Raw genomic sequence first — 23,917 nt, forward strand, 5'->3', positions numbered from 1 at the left:
TACATTATATCTCTGATGAATGCTATGTACTGGGATGTAATGACGGATGATCCTTCTTAAAGATTTATTGGCGAACATAAGACAGTGTGATAGCTGTAAGGAACATTTGCCTTTAGGACCCAACCCTGTACTTCGAGCAAGTGAAACGGCGAAAATTCTGATAGTAGGCCAAGCACCAGGAACACGCGTTCATGCTACTGGTATTCCGTGGAATGACCCCAGTGGTGATCGGTTGCGTATATGGTTAAATTTGGCGCGTGAGCAGTTTTATGATGAAAGCAAAATTGCCATTGTGCCTATAGGATTATGTTATCCAGGTAAAGGCAAAAGTGGTGACCTGCCTCCGCGTCCAGAATGTGCACCTAAGTGGCACCCATTACTCCGTCCATTAATGCCCAATATTCAGCTTACCCTGCTGATAGGGCAATATGCTCAGCAATACTACTTGCAAGATCAGCATAAAACGCTTACAGCGCGCGTTAGCCACTGGCAAGAATGCTTACCGGACTACTTGCCACTACCTCACCCATCACCTCGAAATACGTTATGGTTAAGAAAAAATCCATGGTTTGAGGCTGAAGTTGTGCCTTTTCTACAAGCACATATACGTAAAATATTATTATAAAGTGACCGCCTCTGTTGTCTGTATAGATTTAACTTGCACAAAGGTAGTGCTTCTACTATCGACTAGCTGGTAACGTTCCATAAAGCACTGAATATCTGGCTCTGGCATGATATCAGCGTGTCGAATAAAACGTTGTAAGTCATGATGACAGCGTTTTTTTGCATTGAATACACGCTTGGTTTTTTCTAAATCAATTAAGCAAACTTGGAAGTGTTCAGGGTTTTCGGCATTAGTGACAAAAATATGTTTTGGGTAAAGGCAGTTATGGACTAAATGATGATTGTGAAAGGTACGTAGGCATGCTGCCAGCGAGCCAAGTAATTTTTCGCGTATTGTAAATGTTGCTTTTGGATAGCGCTGATACCAGCTTTCTAAACTACAGTAGCCATCAAGCGCTTTGGTGATTAAAACGGCTTGTTTGTTACCGCAGTGATTGCGTTCTGCGTAGAGTAGTGGTTGAGGGACTCCGATACCAATATGATAAAGTCGCTTTAAATTATTAAACTCGCGGGAAAAAGTAGGAATACCTGCAATAGGATGGTGAAAACTAAATGTATTATGGTTTTCCTGACGCTTTATGAATATGTTGATGTGATTGCCGGAAGGTGTATGCAATTGGTGCTTACTGACACCACTCCAGCCATTACGGCGGTGATTTGGAGGCTCAAACCACGGTAGCTCAGATTCCCAGATTTGCTCAAAGCTACTCAGTTGATTTTGAGTCAGAAGATTAGCAACGGCTTGTGAGGCAACAATAAAGTGATTCATACGGCTTCGCACCACTTTGTATTTATTATTGTCACCGTATGGTAATGACATTGCCCTAGAAGGGAAATGTCATAGACTTTATGTAGTTCTCACTTTTAAAAAATATTGAAGGGTATCTCTAAAAACAATAAATAAAAATAACTGCCTAAATACAGCCTTTTGATTATGGTAACTGTTGCATTAACTTATTTTGAATATGAGTAAACTGGGATAAGTCTTTGAAATACTCGTCTAAAAAAAGATTTAAATGTTGTTTGGAAAAGGCTGAGGCGTGGCGTAAAAAGCAATCTAAGTCCTTATAACGGCCTTTCGCAGAAAGAGGGGTGTAACGTACCTTCTCCAAATCAATTAGGCGTATATCAAATTTATTTTTTTCGTCGGGTTTAATAAAAATGTGATTAGGATATAAGCAGTAATGTGCGAGTTTATGTTGGTGAAGCTGTTTAACAATAGCAGTAAGTTGTTGAAAAGCTGATGATATTTGATTTTCATTCGGTTTACTTTCATACCACTGACCAAGGCTTTGAAAGTTTTCAAGTGCTTTGGTAATTAAAATAGCTTGATGCTGTCCTTTTGTTTTTCGCTCTTGGTAGTACACTACTTCTAAAGTAGGTATCTTGAGAGCCTGTAATTTCAGAATACTAATCAATTCACGACGATACGTTGGTTCTCCTGTAAAAGGATGGCGCAAACTACGTGTATTGTGATTTTCTTGTCGCTTTATAAAGTAGCGGTGAATGTGTCCACTGTTATCTGTTAATGGGTATTCAATGACACCACTCCAGCCATTACGGCGATGGTTTGGTGGCTCAAACCAGGGGGTGGTTAAGTCCCAAAAATCACTAAAGTGGACAAGTTGTTGTTGCTTTGCAAGTGTGGCAAAAGAGGGACATAGATACTGCATATCAGTCCTTAATTTTGCTGGCGTGTAGTGGAAAGCGTAAGAAACTGCCAACGCCAGTTGATGAGAGGTAAATACTTGAACCCTGGAATAAGCAGCCAGTAACACACGATACCTGAAGTATCAGCCAGTAGATCCAATAATGAAGCCGAGCGGTAGGGGATAAAATACTGTACAACTTCAATAAATACGCCATAACTCAATAAAAACAGCCATTTATGGCGGTGAAATGAGCTTGTAGGCCATGCTGCATCAACTAAATAGGCCAAAACTAAAAAGGCAAAGCCATGCTTAAGTTTGTCGCTGGTGTGTACGAGAGGATCAACAACGGCAGGGCTGAAAGCAAGTATTGAAATTGCAATCAGGCAAATGCCTAACGACAGACGGGCCAGTAATACATAATTATTTTGTAAGAATTTAGTCATCATTTGCATAACGTATTAATAGTCATATTTTGGGCCGAAGTTTAGATGGCTTGTGTTGAGATTGCTGTGATCGGTACCGCGCTATTTGCTGCCAAGGGTCTTGTAATATCATTGACTCACCAGGTTGTAACTTCCCTATGTGCCAAGGCCCCATTTGCGCGCGTATTAATCTCAATGTTGGAAAGCCTATGGCAGCCGTCATACGTCGGACTTGGCGGTTACGTCCTTCCACTAACGTGATGGCTAACCATTGAGTAGGAATTGATTTACGCTCTCTGATGGGAGGCTCCCGCAGCCAAAGTGAGGGGGGAGGAGGAATCAGTTCTACGGTAGCAGGGAGTGTTAAGCCATCATTAAGCATGACCCCATTGCGTAACTGCTGTAAGGCATCATTACTGGGAATACCTTCTACCTGCACCCAGTAGGTTTTGGGTAGTTTGTGCTTTGGATGAGCAATTGTGTGTTGTAAACGGCCATTGTTGGTTAAAAGTAGTAGGCCTTCACTGTCACGATCTAAACGGCCAGCGGCATAAATATTTGGAATTGTTAGATAGTCTGAAAGCGTTTGTCTTTGTTGGTCATCTGTAAATTGTGATAGCACTTGGTAAGGCTTATTAAAAAGCACCACTATGTCATTCGTATTAGCGTGGGTGATATGTGAGCGTTGGGTTTTCTGTTTTAGCTTCGAGAGTTTAAAGGGCATTGTCGTGTTTTAACCTTTAAACAGGGTAGACAGATGAATGCTTCGTGTTGTAAAGAATGGATTAACAGTCAGTTTAAGGTGAATCATGTTCGCTACGGGATAACCTTATTGGCTGCAGACATTATTTGATGAGCATTGAGTATAACATGCTGGTTCTGGCTTGAGTATGTGGTGATAACGTTATGAATACGAAGTGTTGGGTAAAGTGGTTGATAGCGCTTAGCCTGATAATTGGAGGGACTGGTTTTATATTAGCAGGGTGCAGTTCAACGTATCAGGGACCTGTATCAGACCATTTTGATGGTACTTACTTTTTTAATATTGTGCCAACAAAGCGCAAAACATTATGGGATATTATTCGTTGGCGGTGGCAAAGTGTGGATAATGACAGCTGGCAGGCTTTTAACGTCAGACCCGTCAAGGTTATGCCAGTGCGGATTCGCTCAGGTATTAAAGCAACATTTATAAATCATGCAACAGTACTTGTACAACAGGATAATTTAAATATTCTGACGGATCCTATTTGGTCTGAGCGCTGTAGTCCCGTTAGTTTTCTCGGCCCTAAACGCTATCATCCACCGGCTTTGGCGCTTGATGAATTACCCCCTATTGATATCGTCATCATTAGTCACAACCACTATGACCATTTGGATTTACCAACATTAGTAAAACTGGACAAGCAATTTAACCCTAGGTTTGTTGTTGGTTTGGGCAATGGCAAGCTGCTACGTAATGCAGGGATTAATAAAGTCAGTGAAATTGACTGGTGGCAAACGCTTCAAATTTCTTCTTCTTTTAATATAACAGGCGTACCTGCCCAGCACTGGTCAACAAGAACACGCTTTGATATGAATCGAACGTTATGGCTAGGTTTTGTGTTGGAAGGAAAGCAGGACACAACGTATTTTGCGGGTGATACTGGGATAGGGCCTCATTTTGAGCTGATTAAGCAGCGATTTAAGCACGTGAATTTGGCGCTTCTACCCATAGGTGCTTATTTACCTCGATGGTTTATGGCTGATAATCATCTCTCACCTAAGGATGCATTATCAGCGCATCAACAGCTAGCGGCTGACTATAGTATGGCTATTCATTTTCGTACGTTTGATTTAGGGGATGATGGTCAATATCAAGCTGCAGATGAATTAACTACACTATTGGATCAACAAGCTGATGAGCTGCATGGACAATTTATTGTTCCCAAAGTAGGTGAGCAGTTGCAGTTGTAACATGAAGTAATGACGAATGATTACTTTGTGAGCTGATCATATCTTAGTCAGTATTTGTACGGATTGTAGTCAATAGGGCTATTGACCACAATGAAACGAGATAAGCTGCACCAAGCCTTATCTTATCATGTTCGTTCTTGTCTCGCCTGGCTGTTAAACAACCAGGCTTTTTTTATGGGATTTTTTCTTGTAGTTTTCGAAGATAAGAGCATAGTGTATCTTAACTGTCGTGTTTAACTAGGCTTTATCAATTCCTTTCAATCAATACCCACCAAAGCTATCAACAACCACTGCTTTGATAATATAAGCAATAACACCCAGGCAGAGAGCGCCAAATAACACAAAAGAACCGAACTTTCCTGCTTTTGTTTTTTTGGCCAGATCATAAACAATAAAAAACATAAAAATAATAAGTGCAGCGATAAGGCCTTGCATGAAAAGTGCTTCGTATTCTTCCCAGCTCATGGCGATACTCCAGAGAAAACGGCAAAAAAACAGCGTCATAGTGTATCGCAAAACAATGTTATTGATAATCGTTTGTTTTAAGCCGCACTGACTCGTTTTCTTGATGTGACTGTTTTTGTCACTTGTTGACCTGGTTAATGACAAAAAAAGTAACCAAATCAGTGACTATGGTGACAAAAGTCTCATTTTGTTTTTGTGATGCGTTTAACGTTAATTTGGGGCGTTATTTTGGCACATTAACTGCTCATAGTGCAGTGTTGTATTTTATGCCTCGTGTTGAGGTATATCGTTCCCGTAACGTTTCCTTAATCAGTGTATGTTGCTTAAACGCTCTTGGGGAAGCAAACAAAAAGAGTAGTTTTGCTGTGCTGAGAAAGATATGCCAGGTTTGCAATCTCAATAACTATCCCAGTGTGTGTACATATGTGGTTAGGAATGGAGATCGATTAAATACCTTATTGATAGGTGAAGGTGTATGACGTTTACGGGAACCTTTTACAAGCCTGAGGGAAAAGTTATGTCGTTTAACACAACAAACGAAGCATTTCAGTCTGCCATGTCATTAGTGCTTGGTAATGTCTCAGATCAAAATCAGATTAATGCTTTACCCTTGCTAAAACTTCTTTTTTGCGTGTACTTGCCTGAAACGGCAAAGTTAATCACCAATTACCAATTAAAATATAGTAATGAGCGTAATTCAGTAAGCAGTGATTTAACCTGTCAAAAGAGGGTGATTGTTCAACCCGATAAATCAGCTTTACATCATACTTTTTATAATATTCCCCAAGAGGCTATCCGATATACAGGTATTGAAGTTCGTTGTTGTCAAAAAAGTGAGGAATTTCCTCATGGGCTTGCATTTCGTCAGCCCACATCTTCTAGTGCAATGCTTTCGGTGAAGGAAGGTATTAGTGAGCTATTACGCTTGGCACTGCATGCTAAACCGGTGTTACCTGTGATCGTTGCAGGTAAAAGTATGGCGAATGGCAAGGCAATTCGGATTTATCGATTGGAGTTATCTGCCATCCAGCATCTAAGCAAAATGGTTAATAATGGTATTCAGCAGGTTATCACTGACAAGCTGCAACGTGTTTTTCAAAAGAAAGTGGCTTAGATTTTAAAAACACTAAACTCGTTGTAAGTGTTCTTTACAACGAGTTTGTATGTATTCTTGGTGGAATATTTTATCAGTGCTATTTGTCTTCTGAAATACTGATGCCTAAGTGGCTGATTTCATCATTACGAGCCAGGTTTTTAATCTCTTTTATTAAAGAGGGTGTCACTTTAACCTTGCTAAGGGAGCCCAATAACTCATCATAAAAATCAAGCTGTTGTAGATACAATGGATGTTGCTCTATGTATTGTTGTAGCTCTGTACCTTTAAGCTCAGGGACCTCACTGTATTTTAAAAACTGTCCAATGGTTTTTAATGCGAGTTGAGCAATACCATCGACCTCTTCTGAGTTGGGTGATAAGGCACAGTTCATCGCCATACTTAAACTCAGCATGGCATCAGTGGCTGGGTGTACCCCATACATATCAAATGCTTCTCGGTCTGGAATGTGCTGCTCTATTTGCGGTAGCCACTTTTCCAAGGCCACTTGATTTTGTTGGCCTGAAGCAAAGTCCCAGAGTAGATTTAAAGCTTGTCTAAAAAGCTGTATATCACCAAATTGTGTTAACTCCAAAAATAGCTGATAGTTTGGTGTGCTTCGGGTAATGATGGCCGCAGCAAAACATATTTGCTGAGGAGGAGTTAATGTATCTAGCGTGGAAAGAAATGAAGGGGTTTTCATAGCTTTTAATAAACGAATAACGCTCTCACAATTATAGTTATGACTGTTTTATACCTTACTCTTTAGTTTATGCGCGAGACATAAACTTTCCAGTATTGGTATTTACTTTGACTTTTTCACCTGGGGTTATGTATTCGGGCACCTGTATTTCTAATCCTGTCGATAGTGTGGCTGGCTTGGTTCGACCTGTCGCTGTTGCACCTTTGATGCCTGGGCTGGTATCCGTAATCGTTAGCGTAACGGCTGCAGGTAGTTCAAGCGCAATTGCCTGATTATTGACTAATAAGACAGTGATATCCTGATTTTCTTCTGGTAAGTAATATACCTGATCTCCAATCGTATCCGCTGTCAGGCTATATTGTTCATAGGTTTCAGTATCCATAAAGGTTAGCAGGTTATCTTCGCGAAACAGTAAAGTGCACTGACGACGCTGGAAATCGGCATCTTCAAGCCAGTCATCACCTGTGTATGTTTTTTCCAGTTTTTGTTGGGATGGGATCAGGGTAAACCGGACTTTGTAGAGTGTTTGAGCTCCTCGAGATGAAGGTGATTTCACCTCAATATCTCGAACCAAGCCTAGTGAATTGCCTATGTTTACCACAAGGCCTTTAGCTAAATCACTTGCTTTTGGCATAGGGGAAAGTCTCCGATTATTGTAAAAACGTCTGCCGAGACGACTTAAGGTCATCGGGGGTGTCTAAATGAATATGCTGAATTCTATGACCAACAAGTTGCACTGTACCCTTATATCGGCACTCACCCGTTTGCGTAAACTCAAAGCGATAGTATCTGAGTAAAGTGATTGAGCCTTGTTGATTGCGGGTGAGTCGTGTTTTGATATTGGCGACAGTGTCATCCAACAGTTGTAGTTTTAAATCATTGCATGCACGTTTACCTGCTGCTCGGGCAATATCTTTGCATCTTATACCATCAAGCCAAAGCCAGGTAATAGCGATGCATGTACATATAAAGAATCCTTCAACCATAGTCTTAATTGTACTGAGTGAATAGAAAAGAAGAGTATAACGTAACTTGGGCGGAGGCATGTTATGTTGAAACACAGAAATTGTATATTAGCAGGCTGTCACAAGAGGTAACGACAAGCTGTCTGTACGTGGTAGCAAAACAGGAAGTGGTATTTGACAGCGTTGGCTAAAACAAGTGAGACTGATAATAAAAAAGCCAGAGGACATGCGTAATGATAAAGTTATATCGCTTTGGACCCGGCTTGGGACTGCCCGAGTTAAGTCCATTCTGTATGAAAGTAGAAACATTCATGCGCATGTTTGATATACAGCATAAGTCTCAATTTATTCGTAATCCTCAAGCAGGGCCAAATGGAAAACTTCCCTTTATTAAAGCTGAGGATCTATTAATAGCAGACTCTTACTTGATTATTGATTACTTGGTAGAACGATTTTTCCTGGATATAAAGCAGGGGTTGTCTATCAAAGCATTAGCACATGGATACATGATGTGTCGGATGTTGGAAGAGCACTATTACTGGATATTAATGTACAGTCGTTGGGTTGATAAAACGAACTGGCCAGTGATTAAAGGCTTATTAATGGAAAATATGCCGCCAGGTGTTGGAAACTTTATTTCGCTTATGACTCGAGGGCATGTGAAACGCCAGTTACTTGCTCAAGGGCTAGGTCGTCATAAGCCTGATGTGATTTATCAGCTGGGTTGTCGAGACTTAACAACCGTGGCTGATTTATTGACTGGGTCGTCATTTGTATTAGGTGAGGAGCCGACTGTCTATGATGCTGTTGCCCATGCTTTTCTAGTAGGAACATTGTGCACTAAATTTCCTTCTCCTCTGCAGCAACATGCTCAGTCATTACCTGTGCTTGTTGAGTACTGTGAGCGAATGAATCAACGCTACTATCCTGATGGGGACTAGCGCTTTAGGACGAAAATAGTAGATTGTTGAGCAATGTGTTATGGGAGGTTAGCCGTATTATAAATAGCGGTATAGTGAGTAGGCTCAGCAATAAATGGGGTAAAATAGCCACTGCTGAGCGAATCACTTGCATTGAGTGTCGTATACTGATTATGCTAGTGCTTTTAGAGATCACTTTAAGAACAACGGCTAATAGCGTATTTTTTTATGTGGTTTTATAAATCACTTTCGTCCTTTTTCTGTTTTATTAGCTACACTGGATAGTAGTGAATTTGGCATATTTAAATGCCAGTCAATAAAAACAATACACAACACTTGAAAACGGGATTCATCAGTTGTGAAACGAAGAGTCTTTCTTGAAGGGGTGTTAACAGGCTCAACCGTAACCGTATCGTGTGCGTTTATGTGGGGACAGTTAGCGAAGCAGGTAAAGCATCAAGCTGTATTACCTGGTGAGCAGCCTATTGTTCTAACCGACCTGGAAGATATCCCGCAAACAATTATTGAGACCGTAGCCACTCAACCCACAATGACTAAAGATGCCTTGGTGGTGCCTGGGGGGAAAAGTCACGAGTATTTTGCTATTGATACGCTGACTACAGGTGAGTTTACACAACCAGAGCAGTTATCTTATGTGCAGCCTCAACAGCTGAACTTTCTGGATACCCAAGAAGCTTTATCCATTAATGTGGCTCAAAGTTACCAAGCTAAAATTGATAATTTTGATACTTATCACGAAGGCGATGTTGTGCTTTCCGAGCAAAGGTATGAGCTTTTAAAATCAACACTGGCCAGCCTTACTGAAGCTCAACGTATTGTTGGGCATGGTAATTTTAATATTATTAATTTGGATACAATGCTAAAAACCTATGCACAGTATTCAAAGCGTGGTGAATTTCCAAAGGAACAGCTTGAGTTTATCGATGAACTTTTTTCTGCAGAAGCAAAAGAGTATGGTTTTTTTGGTGAAAAAATAATTACTCAACTTTCTGCCGCTGTTCCTGAAAAAGACATCAGTAAAATCCCTGGCACGGGGCATTTTCTGTTTCATGGCGAAGCACAAAAGTTGTATAAAAAGGTGCATTCTGAGGTGGGGGATTCACTTATTCTTACTTCAGGTATTCGTGGTGTAATGAAACAGCTGCATTTATTTATGGCGAAGGCTGTTCACTCCAAAGGGAATTTGTCTCAAGCCTCGCGATCATTGGCCCCTCCTGGACACTCTTACCATGCTATTGGTGATTTTGATGTTGGCTGCAAAGGTCTAGGTAAGCGAAACTTTACCAAGGATTTTGCGGAAACAGATGTTTTTAAAAAATTGCAAGATCTGGGTTATGTCAATATTCGCTATACACTGGATAACCACTTTGGCGTTCGTTATGAGCCCTGGCATATAAAAGTGGTTTAATTATTCTTTGAACATTTAGCGTACTAAAACGCTATGGAAGGTCTTTTTCTGTAAAAGGCAGAGGAGGGCGAGGATATTGAGGTGCCAATTGAGATAGCGCTTGATGAAGGATGCTTATAATTAGCCAGTCTCGAAACCAGGGGTGATTCGCAGGAACGATATACCAGGGGCTCGTGAGGCAATGGGTGAGCATAATAATGTGCTGACAGCCTTGGATTGATAGGTTCCAGTTTTTTTGAATAACTTGGTCATGCTGATCTAGCATCCAATGTTTCTCTGGGTCTTGTAAGCGTTGAATCAAGCGTCGTCGATGTTCTTGTTTACTGATATGCAAATAAAACTTGATAACCAAGGTGTGATTGTCACTAAGCAGTTGTTCAAAGTTATTGATATGTCGGGACTGTCTGAGTAATCGAGCATTGTCTGGTGACTGTGTTGTTATTTCCAGTTCATGAATAATATCGTCATAGTAACTGCGACTAAATACGGCAATATGACCTAAAGCAGGTACCCGCTGATGAAATCGATATAAAAAATCATGTGCTCTGCTTAACACGGTGCTTTGAAAGTCATGAACCGCAAGACCCTGGGGGTTGAGTCCATAAAAGACATGTTTAATGGAGTGAGCCTTCCCTGCAGAATCCAGCCCTTGAAATAACAGTAACAGCGAGGCCTTTTTTTCAGCAAGCATACATTGTTGTAAAGCACTCAACTCATGATGTAACTGCTCAGTTTCTTTTTTGAGCAGAGTTTTATCGGCATTGAATGTGTAATTTGGATCATATGCCTTTAAGTCAAGATCACCTTGAGCAGGAGGGTTGAAGTAGGCAATATCCAACATAAAGTTTCTCACTTACACCATACTCTACTCACGCAAATCATTTTGATGTGGGCTTTCCTTCGCGCCTACCCTTAAGGGCCAGCCAAGTTTTTGGTGATACATATATGCTCCTTCCTCATCATTAAAGTGACCCATTGAGGAGCATGTCTTCACTTGACTGGTGACTGCACTCAAATCGCCTGTTCCTGACCAATAATGGTTAGACTCTTTGATAAATTTAGTTTAACCATTCAAGCCCGCAAGCACGTAACTGGAATAATTGGATGTAAGTGAGTGTTTACTGTTAAATAAAGGTACTAATTTCTTGAAGCTAGGTATTGCTCATAATCAGGAATACTACGTGCGTAACTTTCTTCTATGAGTGGTGAGCTGATTAAGAAGTCTGCAGATGTTAAGTTACAGGCGATAGGGATATTCCATACAGCTGCAATGCGTAACAATGCTTTGACATCTGGATCGTGAGGCATTGGCTCAAAGGGGTCCCAGAAAAAAATCAAAACGTCAATTTCGCCCGTAGTGATTTTAGCGCCAATTTGCTGGTCTCCACCCAGAGGACCACTAATCAGTTTATGAACGGATAAATTGAGTTCTGACTCTATAAGTGCACCTGTTGTGCCAGTAGCAAATAATGTATGTCGACTCAGTTGTTGCAGGTTTTTGCTTACCCAATCAATAAGCTCTTGTTTTTTATTATCATGAGCAACTAAAGCTATCTTTTTTATTTGATCCATTTCGGCGTTTTTATACTGCATAACACACCTACCTAAACCATTAGTGGAGTAAATTAGACTTGCATAAAAAAGGATATACACCTGGCTAAGGGTATTTCCTTTTTCGAGATGGCGATGCCTATTGTTTATATCGGTAATGGAACAGGCTTTCAACCAAGACACTTAAGTCTAAACCCAAAATCATCTCACTAGTTAAGTCTAACTGCTATGACTTAACTCCTTATTATGGCTAACAATCCACAATATGAGAGTTTAATGGACGATTCCCCTTATCTGCATAAAGTGAGGGTAACCAATAGCTGATGCCATAACCTAATATAACGCCCCGAAGACCTTGTGCTAATAAGAATAACCACTCATCAGTCATGAACTTTTTAATGAGTATTCCGCTAGTGACCCAATAGGTAAGGCCAATACCTAGTCCCAGGAGAATATGAGGATATCCGATGATGAGTGCTGTTCTGGGCTTTGCCAACATTAACCTGTGATAGCCCAAAATAAGCCCTGCAAGCAGACAGCTGTCTCGAATTAAGCTTTTTAAGGACCATGGACTATGAATAATGTCGGTAAAGGTTTGGTGATAAAGCGTCATTGTGCCAGAAGCAAGGAGCGGAGGGTTTATCAAACGGTAACTAATGGCAATGACAAGTAAAAAGGCTATAGGTATAAGCAGTATGAAACAGCGATGATGTAAGGTATTGCAGTGGAACAGCGTTTTCAGTCGAGGAAGAAAACCAAGGCATATTAGGCCTAGAAAAATACCGGCTATGGTTTGGGAGGGAAAGTGAACGCCCAGAGTAATACGCGAAATCGCGGTTAATAGCACGATAACAACAGCGAGTAGCCAAAATAGCCCATGTCGTATCCATAGTGCTAATCCGAACCAAAATACAGTTGCACTCAGGGCATGCCCTGAAGGCATTCCAAAAGCGGTATCAGGCAAATTGAGCAGAAGATCCGGGTAAAGCCAATAAGGCCGTGGAGCCGCAATGAGCAGTTTAAGTAAGCTATTAAGGGCACTACTACAGAGTAAGAGTAATAATAAAGGTAATGCCTGCTGGCGATGATTTCGCCAAATTAAAAGTACAAGGATTAAGACATAAGCTTCACCATAACCAAGCACTGAGAGCCAGCTTAGTCCACTCACCATCATGGCAGGCAGAGATTGAAAAAAGTCAATAATCGATAGGTCTAGGGATAAGATCATTACAACTCCACTCGCATTGGTAATATGAAATAAGCGGCTTCACTTTGGCTGGATTAGTTTTTCCACTTAATATTGCAACCAATACTTGGTGTTTGTTCTGGGCTAATGGGGTTATTGCTTAGTAATGCATCCATAGCAGATCGGAGGTCTTGACCTGTGACTGGAGTCGTATTCCCAGGACGAGCTCCATCAAATTGACCTCGATATACACAGCATAAATTACGGTCAAACAAAAAAAAGTCTGGGGTACATTCGGCGTGGTACGCCCGGGCAACGTGTTGACTTTCGTCGTGTAAATAAGGAAAAGGAAATTGTTTTTCTTTAGCCAGTTGCTGCATTTTTTCAGGGCTATCATCTGGATGCGTTATGGCATCATTTGAACAAATAGCCACAATGCCAATCTCTTGATCAAGATAGTCATGTCCTAAAGCTGTGAGCCCCTCTAAAATATGTTTGACATAAGGGCAATGGTTACAAATAAACATAACCAACAGTCCTGCATCTTTTTTGACTTGATTTAAAGATAGGGGTTGTTGATTAATTGTATTAATAAGGTTGAAATCAGGGGCTTTTGTGCCGAGTGGTAACATTGAAGAGGGAGTTAGAGCCATAGAAAGTCCTTTCTTTTGCGAGAAAATAAATCCTACCGCAACTGAATTATACTGCAAGCGTATAGGTATTATGCTAAATTAATAGCGGTTATAACATTATATCCTTCACTGAGGGTATTAATACATCATATACAAAGATGCTGATTTAAAATATGCCATTGTATCGAATTAGTTTTATGGCTGCGGGCCTAAAAACATACGAAGTTCTTGAGTTACCCTATCAAATAAAACGCGATAATGCGGATAATCTGTGTATTATCAACAACCGACATATTATTGGTGATGAGACATTATTAGAGCGTTTAGTTCAGGAACGTCTACAGATAACACATCAGGTGTGTATTCTTGAAGCAACGATGCTTTGTGATGAAACAGATAGCCGCTCTCAGTTTGAGTAAAGGATTTAGTTATAGACTTAACTTATCGTGATAAGAATGGACCTGTAAACAGGTCCTGATGGCTATTTTTTCTGTATTGTTTTATTGAAAAAAGCACTAAAGGCCGTATGTGCTTCAGGGCTTTTTAGCCGCTCAACAAATAACGCTCCTTCTTGTTGCATAACATCTTGTACTGTCGATTTTATATGCTGCTTCATTAATTTTTTGGTAAGTAGGACGGCTTGGGTAGGTTGTTCGCCAAGTTGATGTGCTGTTTGTTTGGCAATTCCCAGTGTTTGTGCTGGGTCATCAATAATTTGATTGACCAATCCTGCTTCTTTGGCTTTGTGGCAGTCAAAAGGTTGGCCTAGCATTAATATTTCTGCCGCTATCCTATGACCTGCCAGGTTAGGTAATAAAAAGCTTGCAGCTGCTTCTGGACATAAACCTAAATTAACAAAAGGTAATTGAAAAATAGCATTTTGTCCGACATAAACGAAGTCGCAGTGGAGCAAAAGTGTTGTGCCGATACCCACTGCATTACCATTTACCGCGGCAATCAAAGGTTTTTTTAAATTAACGAGAGCTTGTAAAAACTGAAAAACTGGGCTGTCACTTCCTTGAGGTGGATTGAGCATAAAATCTTTAATGTCATTGCCGCTGGTAAAGCATTCTGTATTTCCGGTGAGCAAAAGGGTTTTAATCGATTCATCTTCGTCAGCAGCCAGTATTGCCTGAGTGAGTTGGGTGTACATTGAGTGGGTTAGCGCGTTTTTTTTCTCAGGCCGGTTAATTTGTAGAATGAGGCATCCACTTTCTTGCTCTATTAGAACATCACTCACGGGTTAACTCCTTGGCGGTAGGTACACATGTGTTTTATAACCCTTGTTGAGGGGCATATTATAGGTTTTAGTACCCTTCTTGGGGGTTGTTATTGGGTGGACTAGCGGAGAATAAATTTAATTAAAACGGTTGTTTGAAATCAAGCTTAGAAAGATAGATCTAGATTGTCAACTGCTTGGTTGGATACCTCATCCAGGCCAAATGAGGTAACTGAACATTGTGCGAGAGGAATACCAAGCTGCTGTAATGTTGACCAGTACTCCATAATCCGTGGTGTAGCCCCAGCGAAAAAAAAGTGACAAAGCGGCAGATTATTAAGTTGATTCAAAGCTTCTGCCGTCCAGTTACCGATAACACTTTGATAAGACAGTTGCTGGTTTTGTTTGCAGAGTGCCTGTAATGAGTCTTGCAAATAAAGATCTGCTGGATTGGGGACGTGGTGTATTAAGTGAATAGGACCACGATGCTGGTGCCAAAGTGCATCTTTAATAATACCTAGCATAGCGCCTAAACCTACCTCAGCTGCAATAAATATTAGAGGGGTATGAGGGTTGGATAGCTGATAATAACAATCCCCTTGTAAGTCACTCAGCGTGACGATATCTCCTGCTACGGCACCTTCACAAAGCCATTGGCTGACATTACCCCCTGCAATTCGTTGCACATGAATAATAAGCTCTTGGTCCAGTTCTGGGTGGCTAGTCAAGGTATAGATGCGCTCTTGCCCTTGATGGGATAGCTTGATCAGCTGACCTGCACGGTAATCAATTAACTTAGAGGGTGAAATGTGTACCTGTTTAACGACCTGATTTAATGAGGTAACAGATGTGATGATGGCTGGCATCGCATCCTGTTGGCGACTGGGTAGGCGTATCACTAGATCAGTTTCAGGATGACACTGGCAGGCAAGGAAGCCATTGTTCTGTAACTGTTCCTGATTTAGACCTTGTTGGGCCGCTTTTGGCGGTGTTCCGGCTGTCGCATACATTAAACAGCTATGACACAAACCCGCCCGACAAGAAAAAGGCACAGAACAGCCTGCTGCAAGTAATTTGTCCAGCAGTGTTTGCTGTTTGTCACAATGAATGTTCTGATCCTTGAATTGAATAATTGGCATCGTTTTAGACCAATACTTGCAATAAGCGCTTTATAACTACAGCCAAGACCCTGCGCTACTTGTTGTATTTTTTCTGTTTAATATACCCATAACTAATCCTTAAAAATGGATTGTGAAGGGTATACCTTCCTTTTCCGCTCGATTTCACTATAGCGGGGTATATTGGGTCTTAAGCTAATTTGAAATTACCTGGAGATGTCAGTGCTGTAAAGGGGGAAGTGCTGCCTGATATGAAAAATATGTTACTATTTCGGGCGAATAATATTACGAAGGTGAATGACCTAAGTAAGAGAAGAAAACATACCTGTAATAGCTCCCATGGTATCCAGTGACAACCATCAAAAGTAATAGCAGGTATTCGTTGAAATAGACCCTTAGAGCCAGGAGTAAGCCTCACCAGAAAGGTAACTCTGCTCATCGCCTAGCCTAACTAGCCTAAAAGGTGTCGCTGAAGGTTATAAGCCTAACGATGACAATCCAAAATGGTTGAACTGAAAGAATTAATTTTTGTGTTGTCTTGGTAGGTCTATAGGTAGCGGACATCTTTTATACAAGAGGAGTACGTATCCGCATGACCCTTATTCGTCAAGAAGACTTTATCGCCAGTGTTGCAGATGCGTTGCAGTATATTTCTTATTATCACCCTGTAGACTTTATTCAGGCGGTTCATGAAGCCTATCAACGAGAAGCATCTGAGGCTGCAAAAGACGCACTTGCCCAGATTTTGATTAATTCTCGGCTCTGTGCTGAAGGACATCGTCCAATTTGCCAGGATACGGGCATTGTTACCGTTTTTCTAAAGATTGGGATGAATGTGCAGTGGGATGCCTCACTTAGCGTTGAAGATATGGTTAACGAAGGTGTACGCCAGGCTTACACACACCCTGATAATGTATTACGAGCATCTATACTGACTGACCCGGCAGGTAAACGGGTTAATACACGAGATAATACACCCGCTGTTATCCATATGCAGGTAGTGCCTGGTAATACGGTGGAAGTCCATGTTGCAGCTAAAGGGGGTGGTTCAGAAAATAAAACTAAGTTGGCCATGTTGAACCCCAGTGACAGTATTGTTGATTGGGTAGTAAAAACGGTACCAACAATGGGCGCGGGATGGTGTCCTCCTGGAATGCTGGGTATTGGTATTGGTGGTACAGCGGAAAAGGCGGCGGTATTAGCGAAAGAGTCGTTAATGGCACCCATTGACATTCATGAGCTACGGGCGCGTGGGCCACAAAACCGCATTGAAGAATTGCGACTGGAAATTATGGATGCCGTCAACAGTCTGGGTATTGGTGCTCAAGGGCTGGGAGGTTTAACAACGGTGTTGGATATTAAAATTCTGGATTATCCGACACATGCTGCCTCGTTACCTGTGTGTATGATTCCAAACTGTGCTGCAACCCGTCATGCGCACTTTACGCTTAAGGGGGAAGGGCCTGGACTACAGCAGCCTCCTAAACTGGACGAGTGGCCAAATATTACTTGGGATGTGGGACCTCAAGCCCGACGGGTGAATTTAGATACGTTAACGGCTGAAGATATTAAAGATTGGCAGCCTGGTGAAACGGTTTTACTTTCAGGAAAAATGCTGACTGGACGTGATGCCGCCCATAAGAAAATGACGGAAATGCTGGCAAAAGGCGAAAAACTACCTGTAGATCTTCGCAATCGTTTTATTTATTACGTAGGACCTGTAGATCCTGTCCGTGATGAAGCGGTTGGTCCTGCGGGCCCTACAACGTCAACACGGATGGATAAATTCACTGAAACGATGCTTGCGGAAACAGGCTTGATAGGCATGATTGGTAAGGCTGAACGAGGACCCGTGGCTATTGAAGCGATTCGTAAGTACGAAGCTATCTATCTTATCGCGGTGGGTGGTGCGGCCTATTTAGTATCTAAAGCGATCAAGAAAGCCGAAGTGGTTGCCTTTCCTGAATTGGGTATGGAAGCCATTTATGAGTTTGAGGTTGAGGATATGCCTGTTACGGTAGCAGTTGATAGTAAAGGTGTTTCTGTACATCAAACAGGCCCTAAAATTTGGCAGGAAAAAATTTTGGCAAAACAAGGTTAATGTTCTGGTCAAAAGCATAAATTTGATTGGAAACCTTAGTGTTATAACTTAGAGATAGGTTCGGTTAGAGAGCTACTGAATCGATATTGTGTACTGCCTCAGGGTGTTTACCTAATACTGAACATCATGAGGCAGAAGCTGACTGTTCTTCCCCCTCTTTATTTCGACGCTTGTAGACGAACTGAATCGCATCTTCTACTGCATCCCTAACTTTTTTCTCCATCTCTTTGCGCTCTTTCGGCGAAAGGTAGTAGGCCATATCGATATCATGATGGATGTATCGAGGAGGAAGGTGATTGAGAGCAACACAAGCCACATCGACAACCATCTCATCAATCTCAGCTTGATTACGATATTCCTGTGTAATGTAGTCTACGACCATTGTTTCATAATAGTTATGAAACTCTTCTTGCAAAGCCATGCTGTTAACCTCAATACACGCATTCATTAAACCCTGAGTTTATAGGGCAAGCCTTTACCAAAAGTGTAGATGATCATTGAAGTGCAGCAACTGTTGATAAACAGCTTAAATTGAAATGTAATTCCTATCTATATAAATATAAAAATATTTATATAGATAATCTAGGTTTTAAGTGATGCTGATAGAACTGAGTGTTAAATTGATAATAATTATTTAAAATCAATGGGTTATAAAAAATAATATATTTTAACCATTCTGGCACGCAGAGTGCTGTAGGTACAGAGAGGATGTATAAGGAGACAGTTTACCCATTCCTCGAATAGAAATTCATAAGTGAAGTAAAAGAGAAAAAGCCCATGGCAAATAACACAATATTTCAAAATCAACAAAGCCGTACTGTTCAAGTGGCTGATACTATAAATCGCGCTGGTGGGCAGGCGTATCAATTAACCGCTGAACATGCATTAGCGCAGTATGCGATCACTGGATGTTTTAATAATACTTATTATGCAAGTGCTCAAGAGCAATTAGATAAAGTGCTAGAACTGGAAACACAGGTTACACCAGAATTTCTTGCCAAGTTAGCAATTTATACGCGAGAAAAAGGGCATATGAAAGATATGCCGGCATTGTTAACTGCACTGCTATCAATTGAAGCGCCAGAGTTATTACCCAAAGTATTTAATCGAGTCATCGATAATGGCCGCATGGTGCGTAATTTTGTCCAAATAATTCGTTCCGGTGTAACGGGGCGTAAATCATTAGGTACGTTGCCAAAACGATTGGTTCAGCAGTGGATTAATCAACGTGGTGAAACTGCATTATTTAAAGATTCAGTAGGAAATACACCTTCTTTGAAAGATGTAATTAAAATGGTACGGCCAAAACCTGCTAATAAAATGCGAGAAGCATTTTACGGTTACCTGATTGATAAACCGTATAGTGCAGAATATTTACCACAAATTGTGAAAGATTATGAGCTGTTTAAGGTTAAGCCAACAGAGGGTTTACCTAATGTTGACTTTCGTTTGTTAACAGCGCTTGATTTAAATACAAAGCACTGGCAGGAAATTGCACGGCAGGCGAGTTGGCAAATGACACGTATGAATTTGAATACATTTGCTCGGCATGATGTGTTTAAGGATGACGCGCTTGTAGATTTAATAGCATCACGCTTACGTGATGAGCGTGCAATAAAAAAAGCCCGAGTTTTTCCATATCAGTTGATGGCTGCCTATTATATGGCTGTTGATGATGTGCCAAGTAAAATAATGGATGCTTTGCAAGATGCTATGGAAATTGCTTTAGAAAATGTTCCTGTTATTACTGGTAAAGTGTATGTACTGCCTGATACGAGTGGTTCTATGACGCAGTCAGTTACAGGTTATCGACCTGGGGCATCCAGTAAAGTGCGTTGTATTGATGTTGCGGCATTAGTGGCTGCAGCTATTTTAGCTAAAAACCCAGATGCAGAGGTTATTCCATTTGCTACAGATGTGCATAAAGTTAAATTAAATCCTCGTGATTCGGTGTTAACAAATGCTTCGCGTTTAGTGCAACTTGGCGGTGGAGGAACTAACTGTGCTGCACCTTTGGTCGCGATGAATAAAAAGCATGTAAATGCAGATACTGTGGTTTATATTAGTGATAATGAGTCATGGATAGATACTACATCACGTTTTGCTTATTCCTCAGGTACTGCTGTTATGCAGCAATGGGAGTTGTTAAAGCGACGTAATCCAAATGCAAAAATGGTTTGTATTGATGTGGTACCTAATAGTTACTCACAAGCAGTGGAGCGAACTGATATTTTAAATGTAGGAGGCTTCTCTGATAATGTATTTAATGTCGTAAATTCTTTTATAAAAGGTGAACCAAACAGTTGGCTAAATGAAATTAATCAGGTAGAATTATAATTATCTCATCTGGTCAAATGCCGATTAAGATTACATCCTTCCATGATATCTATCTTAATCATTTCTTGTTGACCTATTTAGCCCAAAGTAATGTGTGTAGATTAATTAATAATGCAAATGCATTGTGAGACTACATTTAGAGTATATGCTGTCTCGTAAAAAAAACTTGTTGCATATAATTTATAACTACACACTATACGACGGGTCACATTGGCGAATGCCTATGGGACTACATTGTTAATGTCCGGGTCGCAGGTTCAAGTCCTGCCTATCTCAACAGTAGATAGTAGCTCAGTGGTAGAGCAGGAATGTCTCATTTTTTTTGTCGCCAATAGACATACCGCGGTGAATGCAGTTGTAACTACATTGCTTAAAACAAAACGTGTTTCAACACTTCTTGTCACCGCTTTTCTAATTGCTTTGTTAAGTGTCTAATAATCTGTATATTTTGTATGTCTTAGTTATGGCTACAAATGAGTAATCTTATTATGCAGAGCACAAGCATAAAATGGGGTATTGCTGGATTAGGCAGTATTGCCCATCGTTTTGCAAAGGATTTAACACAACATACGCCAAATGCACAACTGGCTGCTGTTGCATCTCGGAACCTCAAACAAGCTGAGTCTTTTGCCCAACAATATGGATGTAATAAAGGTTATGATTCTTATTATGCATTAGCAGAAGATCCTAGTATTGATGTGGTGTATGTCGCTAGTATTCATCCTTTTCATAAATCAGTTGCAGCAATTTTTCTGGAAAAAGGTAAGCATGTATTAATAGAAAAGCCGGCAACCATTAACGAAAAAGAGTGGGATGAACTTACCGCTTTAGCCAAAGAAAAAAACTGTTTATGTCTTGAAGCGATGAAAACAGTAACATTTCCTGCCTATCAACAATTACTTAATTTTTTAAAACAGAATACTATTCAAATTCAGTCAATTGAAGCCTCTAATGGTACTCAACTCGAATTTGATGAAGACCATTGGATTTTTAATCCATCGCTTAGTGGTGGGGTTACCCTTGATATTGGGGTTTATTTATTGTGGTTATATTGTAATTTAGCCTACCAGTTAACAGGGCAACTGCCTTTACCTTCAAGTCGTTTATTATCAACACACTACAAAATTGGTGTTGATGAGCATGCTGAGTTTGAGTTTAGTGCGCCAATACGAGGCAAGCTTTCTGCATCAATTGTTTCAGCTTTACCTCGAGAGGCAATTATAAAAGGGCCTGATCTTGAAATAGTGATTCATGACAAGTGGTGGAATCCGAAAAAGATCAGCATTCAATGGCAAGGGAAATCATTTACTATTGATGAACCCATTGCAGGAGGCGGATTTCAATTTGAGGCTATCCATGTTTCTGACTTGATTTTATCAAATAAAACACAGTCAGACGTATTACCTCATAGTGTGACAAAACATGTGATTAAAATAATGGAAGACAGTTTGACTCAACATGGCTTTGCTCATCTAGTGACGTCTCAATAAAGAGTGATTTGCAGGTGCGTCATTTGTGGTTTGCATTAGTAACTTGCATAATAGAAGTTACTTGGTTATGATTTTGGGATGCAACGAACAAGCTTTCTTTCATTTGAATGTCCAGCAGCCCGTGCTCTAGAAAGTGTTGGTGACTGGTGGAGTATTTTAATTTTGCGTGATGCCTTTCAAGGCTTGAAACGTTTTGATGAGTTTCAGCAGAGTCTTGGGGTATCCACGAATATCCTTTCTCGCCGTTTAAAACATTTGACGAGTGAAGGGCTGTTTGAGCGCCATCAATATATGGAGCGTCCCCCGCGTTATGAATATATTTTGACGCCTAAAGGGCGGGATTTTTATCCTGTTGCTATTGCTCTTTTTGCCTGGGGAAATCGTCATCTACCATCAGACCAAATCGCGATGCATTTGGGCAATCGTGCGACAGGTGAAGTACGACAGGCTATTGTCGTAGATGCTGATACTGGTGAACGTATTACACCGGAAAATACTGTATTACTTCCAGGACCTGCAGCCACCGAGCAAACGTTGCAGCGCATTGGACTGCTTGAAGCGCTTCAATCAAAGAACCCTACACAGACAGACTAATATAGCTCTCCAGCATTTGGTGAGATCTGTATCTATTCATTAACTGTAAGGTAGAAGTTGCGTATGCGAAGAATTGTTGTAACTGGCATGGGCCTGGTTTCACCACTTGGATGTGGTGTTGAAACGAATTGGTCTCGACTTTTGCAAGGGAAGTCTGGAGTAAGATGTTTACCTGATGATATGGTCAGTGATCTTCCAGTAAAAATTGCTGGTGTGGTACCTGATATTACTGAAGACAACGTAGCTGGATTTAATCCTGATCTCGTAGCGTCCCCCAAAGAACAGCGAAAAATGGATCGCTTTATTCTTTTTGGACTTGCCGCTGCTCAAGAAGCACTGGCTATGGCTGGATGGGAACCGCAAACTACTCAGGAGAAGGAACGCACAGCCACCGTAATAGCATCAGGTGTTGGTGGTTTTCCTGCTATTGCTGGAGCGGTACGAACGGTTGATCATCGCGGGCCTAAACGACTTTCACCTTTCACGATACCATCATTTCTTTCTAATCTGGCTGCAGGACATATCACTATTAAGTATGGATTTACAGGGCCAATAGGAACACCTGTAACAGCCTGTGCTGCAGGTGTTCAGGCTGTGGGAGATGCGGCCAGGATGATTGCAATGAATGAAGCTGATATTGCTGTATGTGGTGGTACGGAGGCTTGCATTGACAAAGTCAGTCTGGCGGGGTTCGCTGCTGCCCGTGCACTTTCAACATCATTCAATGAGTCGCCAGAGCGTGCCTCTCGCCCTTTTGATACATTGCGTGATGGCTTTGTTATGGGAGAAGGTGCGGGTGTGCTAGTCATTGAAGACCTTGATCATGCACTTGCGCGTGGTGCCAAGCCGATAGCTGAGCTGGTGGGGTATGGTACCACAGCTGATGCATACCATATGACAGCAGGACCTGAAGATGGTAGAGGTGCAGCCAGAGCGATGGAATTGGCGTTGTCTCGGGCTGGTTTAAAGCCGGAACAAATTCAACACATTAATGCACACGCAACATCAACGCCTGTTGGTGATAAAGGTGAAATAGAAGCGATTAAATCAGTATTTGGCAATGGGCGACAGGTTGCGGTAAGTGGTACAAAATCTTCAACAGGACATTTACTGGGAGCTGCTGGTGGGTTAGAAGCTATTTATACAATACTTGCTTTACATCACCAAACAGCACCAGCCACGCTTAATTTAGAAAATCCAGATGCCGCTGCTGATGGTATTGATTTGGTGAGTCATTCATCACGAGCTATGCAAATTGAGCATGCTATGTCGAATGGCTTTGGTTTTGGTGGTGTCAATGCAAGTGTGGTCTTTCGATATTGGCATTAAATGATTTAATGCTTCTTTTTATAAGTCTTTCTACACATCAAAAATACAAGCAGTCAGAAAGGCATTGATAAATGAGTAGGTAAGAAAAAGGATTTTCCTTACACGACCGATGATATTTACAGTACTAATAAATG

The 23,917-nt window shown here is 41.0% G+C and carries 26 protein-coding genes; 11 read left to right on the plus strand and 15 right to left on the minus strand.

Going from position 1 to position 23,917, the window contains the following annotated elements; genetic code table 11:
- Positions 1-46: 46 nt before the first annotated feature.
- On the plus strand, positions 47-625 hold the full coding sequence (locus tag ACQ96U_RS02545) for a uracil-DNA glycosylase family protein (RefSeq protein ID WP_431719658.1): 579 nt from the start codon (positions 47-49) through the stop codon (positions 623-625).
- Here ACQ96U_RS02545 and ACQ96U_RS02550 read toward each other — a convergent pair.
- From ACQ96U_RS02550 to ACQ96U_RS02565, 4 genes are all read right to left on the minus strand, one after another.
- A complete protein-coding gene (locus tag ACQ96U_RS02550) occupies positions 620-1,393 on the minus strand; it encodes a lipopolysaccharide kinase InaA family protein (protein ID WP_431719659.1) in 774 nt (257 codons plus the stop codon). The two genes, ACQ96U_RS02545 and ACQ96U_RS02550, sit on opposite strands and share 6 nt — an antisense overlap.
- Positions 1,394-1,556: 163 nt before the next feature.
- A complete protein-coding gene (locus ACQ96U_RS02555; protein WP_431719660.1) occupies positions 1,557-2,297 on the minus strand; it encodes a lipopolysaccharide kinase InaA family protein in 741 nt (246 codons plus the stop codon).
- A gap of 8 nt (positions 2,298-2,305) precedes the next feature.
- Positions 2,306-2,722 carry a VanZ family protein gene (locus ACQ96U_RS02560; protein ID WP_431719661.1) on the minus strand — a complete coding sequence of 139 codons (417 nt, stop codon included), beginning with the start codon at positions 2,720-2,722 and terminating at the stop codon, positions 2,306-2,308.
- 19 nt (positions 2,723-2,741) lie between these two features.
- The gene (locus ACQ96U_RS02565) at positions 2,742-3,422 is read right to left on the minus strand and encodes a pseudouridine synthase (RefSeq protein ID WP_431719662.1); all 681 of its coding nucleotides are present in this window, start codon (positions 3,420-3,422) and stop codon (positions 2,742-2,744) included.
- A gap of 182 nt (positions 3,423-3,604) precedes the next feature.
- Between ACQ96U_RS02565 and ACQ96U_RS02570 the strand changes: the two genes are divergently transcribed.
- A complete protein-coding gene (locus ACQ96U_RS02570) occupies positions 3,605-4,651 on the plus strand; it encodes an MBL fold metallo-hydrolase (RefSeq protein WP_431719663.1) in 1,047 nt (348 codons plus the stop codon).
- Between the two features lie 261 nt (positions 4,652-4,912).
- Here the strand turns inward: ACQ96U_RS02570 and ACQ96U_RS02575 are convergent, their stop codons facing one another.
- Entirely contained in the window at positions 4,913-5,116 is a 204-nt protein-coding gene (locus ACQ96U_RS02575) for a DUF2788 domain-containing protein (RefSeq protein WP_431719664.1), read from the minus strand.
- 517 nt (positions 5,117-5,633) lie between these two features.
- On the opposite strand from ACQ96U_RS02575, the gene ACQ96U_RS02580 reads away from it, so the two are divergent.
- Positions 5,634-6,230, plus strand: a complete 597-nt coding sequence (locus ACQ96U_RS02580; protein ID WP_431719665.1) for a hypothetical protein — start codon at positions 5,634-5,636, stop codon at positions 6,228-6,230.
- 79 nt (positions 6,231-6,309) lie between these two features.
- Here the strand turns inward: ACQ96U_RS02580 and ACQ96U_RS02585 are convergent, their stop codons facing one another.
- The 3 genes from ACQ96U_RS02585 to ACQ96U_RS02595 form a co-directional block, all read right to left on the minus strand.
- Positions 6,310-6,912, minus strand: coding sequence for a DUF416 family protein (locus ACQ96U_RS02585; protein WP_431719666.1), 603 nt, complete (start codon positions 6,910-6,912; stop codon positions 6,310-6,312).
- Positions 6,913-6,979: 67 nt separating this feature from the next.
- A complete protein-coding gene (gene efpL, locus ACQ96U_RS02590; RefSeq protein ID WP_431719667.1) occupies positions 6,980-7,546 on the minus strand; it encodes an elongation factor P-like protein EfpL in 567 nt (188 codons plus the stop codon).
- 16 nt (positions 7,547-7,562) lie between these two features.
- A complete protein-coding gene (locus ACQ96U_RS02595) occupies positions 7,563-7,898 on the minus strand; it encodes a DUF3301 domain-containing protein (protein WP_431719668.1) in 336 nt (111 codons plus the stop codon).
- A gap of 212 nt (positions 7,899-8,110) precedes the next feature.
- Between ACQ96U_RS02595 and ACQ96U_RS02600 the strand changes: the two genes are divergently transcribed.
- Both ACQ96U_RS02600 and ACQ96U_RS02605 read left to right on the plus strand, forming a co-directional pair.
- Entirely contained in the window at positions 8,111-8,818 is a 708-nt protein-coding gene (locus ACQ96U_RS02600; RefSeq protein WP_431719669.1) for a glutathione S-transferase family protein, read from the plus strand.
- Positions 8,819-9,155: 337 nt separating this feature from the next.
- Positions 9,156-10,226 (plus strand): M15 family metallopeptidase, encoded by a 1,071-nt coding sequence (locus tag ACQ96U_RS02605; RefSeq protein ID WP_431719670.1) that lies wholly within the window; start codon positions 9,156-9,158, stop codon positions 10,224-10,226.
- Between the two features lie 31 nt (positions 10,227-10,257).
- Here the strand turns inward: ACQ96U_RS02605 and ACQ96U_RS02610 are convergent, their stop codons facing one another.
- The 4 genes from ACQ96U_RS02610 to ACQ96U_RS02625 all read right to left on the minus strand — a co-directional run bounded on the left by ACQ96U_RS02610 (position 10,258) and on the right by ACQ96U_RS02625 (position 13,616).
- The gene (locus ACQ96U_RS02610; protein ID WP_431719671.1) at positions 10,258-11,067 is read right to left on the minus strand and encodes a hypothetical protein; all 810 of its coding nucleotides are present in this window, start codon (positions 11,065-11,067) and stop codon (positions 10,258-10,260) included.
- Positions 11,068-11,363: 296 nt separating this feature from the next.
- Positions 11,364-11,819 carry a methylglyoxal synthase gene (locus ACQ96U_RS02615; RefSeq protein WP_431719672.1) on the minus strand — a complete coding sequence of 152 codons (456 nt, stop codon included), beginning with the start codon at positions 11,817-11,819 and terminating at the stop codon, positions 11,364-11,366.
- Between the two features lie 208 nt (positions 11,820-12,027).
- Positions 12,028-13,005, minus strand: a complete 978-nt coding sequence (locus tag ACQ96U_RS02620; protein ID WP_431719673.1) for a phosphatase PAP2 family protein — start codon at positions 13,003-13,005, stop codon at positions 12,028-12,030.
- A 53-nt stretch (positions 13,006-13,058) separates the two neighbouring features.
- Positions 13,059-13,616: a thioredoxin family protein gene (locus ACQ96U_RS02625; RefSeq protein ID WP_431719674.1), complete on the minus strand. Its 558-nt coding sequence runs from the start codon at positions 13,614-13,616 to the stop codon at positions 13,059-13,061.
- Between the two features lie 152 nt (positions 13,617-13,768).
- On the opposite strand from ACQ96U_RS02625, the gene ACQ96U_RS02630 reads away from it, so the two are divergent.
- The gene (locus ACQ96U_RS02630; protein ID WP_431719675.1) at positions 13,769-14,014 is read left to right on the plus strand and encodes a hypothetical protein; all 246 of its coding nucleotides are present in this window, start codon (positions 13,769-13,771) and stop codon (positions 14,012-14,014) included.
- A 62-nt stretch (positions 14,015-14,076) separates the two neighbouring features.
- Here the strand turns inward: ACQ96U_RS02630 and ACQ96U_RS02635 are convergent, their stop codons facing one another.
- Together ACQ96U_RS02635 and ACQ96U_RS02640 are read right to left on the minus strand one after the other, a co-directional pair.
- Positions 14,077-14,835, minus strand: a complete 759-nt coding sequence (locus ACQ96U_RS02635) for an enoyl-CoA hydratase (RefSeq protein WP_431719676.1) — start codon at positions 14,833-14,835, stop codon at positions 14,077-14,079.
- A 146-nt stretch (positions 14,836-14,981) separates the two neighbouring features.
- Positions 14,982-15,953 (minus strand): 2Fe-2S iron-sulfur cluster-binding protein, encoded by a 972-nt coding sequence (locus ACQ96U_RS02640; protein WP_431719677.1) that lies wholly within the window; start codon positions 15,951-15,953, stop codon positions 14,982-14,984.
- A 571-nt stretch (positions 15,954-16,524) separates the two neighbouring features.
- On the opposite strand from ACQ96U_RS02640, the gene ACQ96U_RS02645 reads away from it, so the two are divergent.
- Positions 16,525-18,033 carry a fumarate hydratase gene (locus ACQ96U_RS02645; RefSeq protein WP_431719678.1) on the plus strand — a complete coding sequence of 503 codons (1,509 nt, stop codon included), beginning with the start codon at positions 16,525-16,527 and terminating at the stop codon, positions 18,031-18,033.
- 124 nt (positions 18,034-18,157) lie between these two features.
- Here ACQ96U_RS02645 and ACQ96U_RS02650 read toward each other — a convergent pair whose 3' ends face one another.
- Positions 18,158-18,481: a late competence development ComFB family protein gene (locus tag ACQ96U_RS02650; RefSeq protein WP_431719679.1), complete on the minus strand. Its 324-nt coding sequence runs from the start codon at positions 18,479-18,481 to the stop codon at positions 18,158-18,160.
- A gap of 329 nt (positions 18,482-18,810) precedes the next feature.
- Here ACQ96U_RS02650 and ACQ96U_RS02655 point away from each other — a divergent pair, with 329 nt between their 5' ends.
- The 4 genes from ACQ96U_RS02655 to fabF all read left to right on the plus strand — a co-directional run bounded on the left by ACQ96U_RS02655 (position 18,811) and on the right by fabF (position 23,783).
- Positions 18,811-20,370 (plus strand): RNA-binding protein, encoded by a 1,560-nt coding sequence (locus ACQ96U_RS02655; protein WP_431719680.1) that lies wholly within the window; start codon positions 18,811-18,813, stop codon positions 20,368-20,370.
- Positions 20,371-20,858: 488 nt separating this feature from the next.
- Positions 20,859-21,860 carry a Gfo/Idh/MocA family protein gene (locus ACQ96U_RS02660; RefSeq protein WP_431719681.1) on the plus strand — a complete coding sequence of 334 codons (1,002 nt, stop codon included), beginning with the start codon at positions 20,859-20,861 and terminating at the stop codon, positions 21,858-21,860.
- Between the two features lie 78 nt (positions 21,861-21,938).
- Positions 21,939-22,454 carry a winged helix-turn-helix transcriptional regulator gene (locus ACQ96U_RS02665; RefSeq protein WP_431719682.1) on the plus strand — a complete coding sequence of 172 codons (516 nt, stop codon included), beginning with the start codon at positions 21,939-21,941 and terminating at the stop codon, positions 22,452-22,454.
- Positions 22,455-22,517: 63 nt separating this feature from the next.
- Entirely contained in the window at positions 22,518-23,783 is a 1,266-nt protein-coding gene (gene fabF, locus ACQ96U_RS02670) for a beta-ketoacyl-ACP synthase II (RefSeq protein ID WP_431719683.1), read from the plus strand.
- Positions 23,784-23,917: the final 134 nt, after the last annotated feature.

The organism is Zooshikella sp. RANM57 (assembly GCF_050749885.1).
Taxonomy (GTDB): domain Bacteria; phylum Pseudomonadota; class Gammaproteobacteria; order Pseudomonadales; family Zooshikellaceae; genus Zooshikella.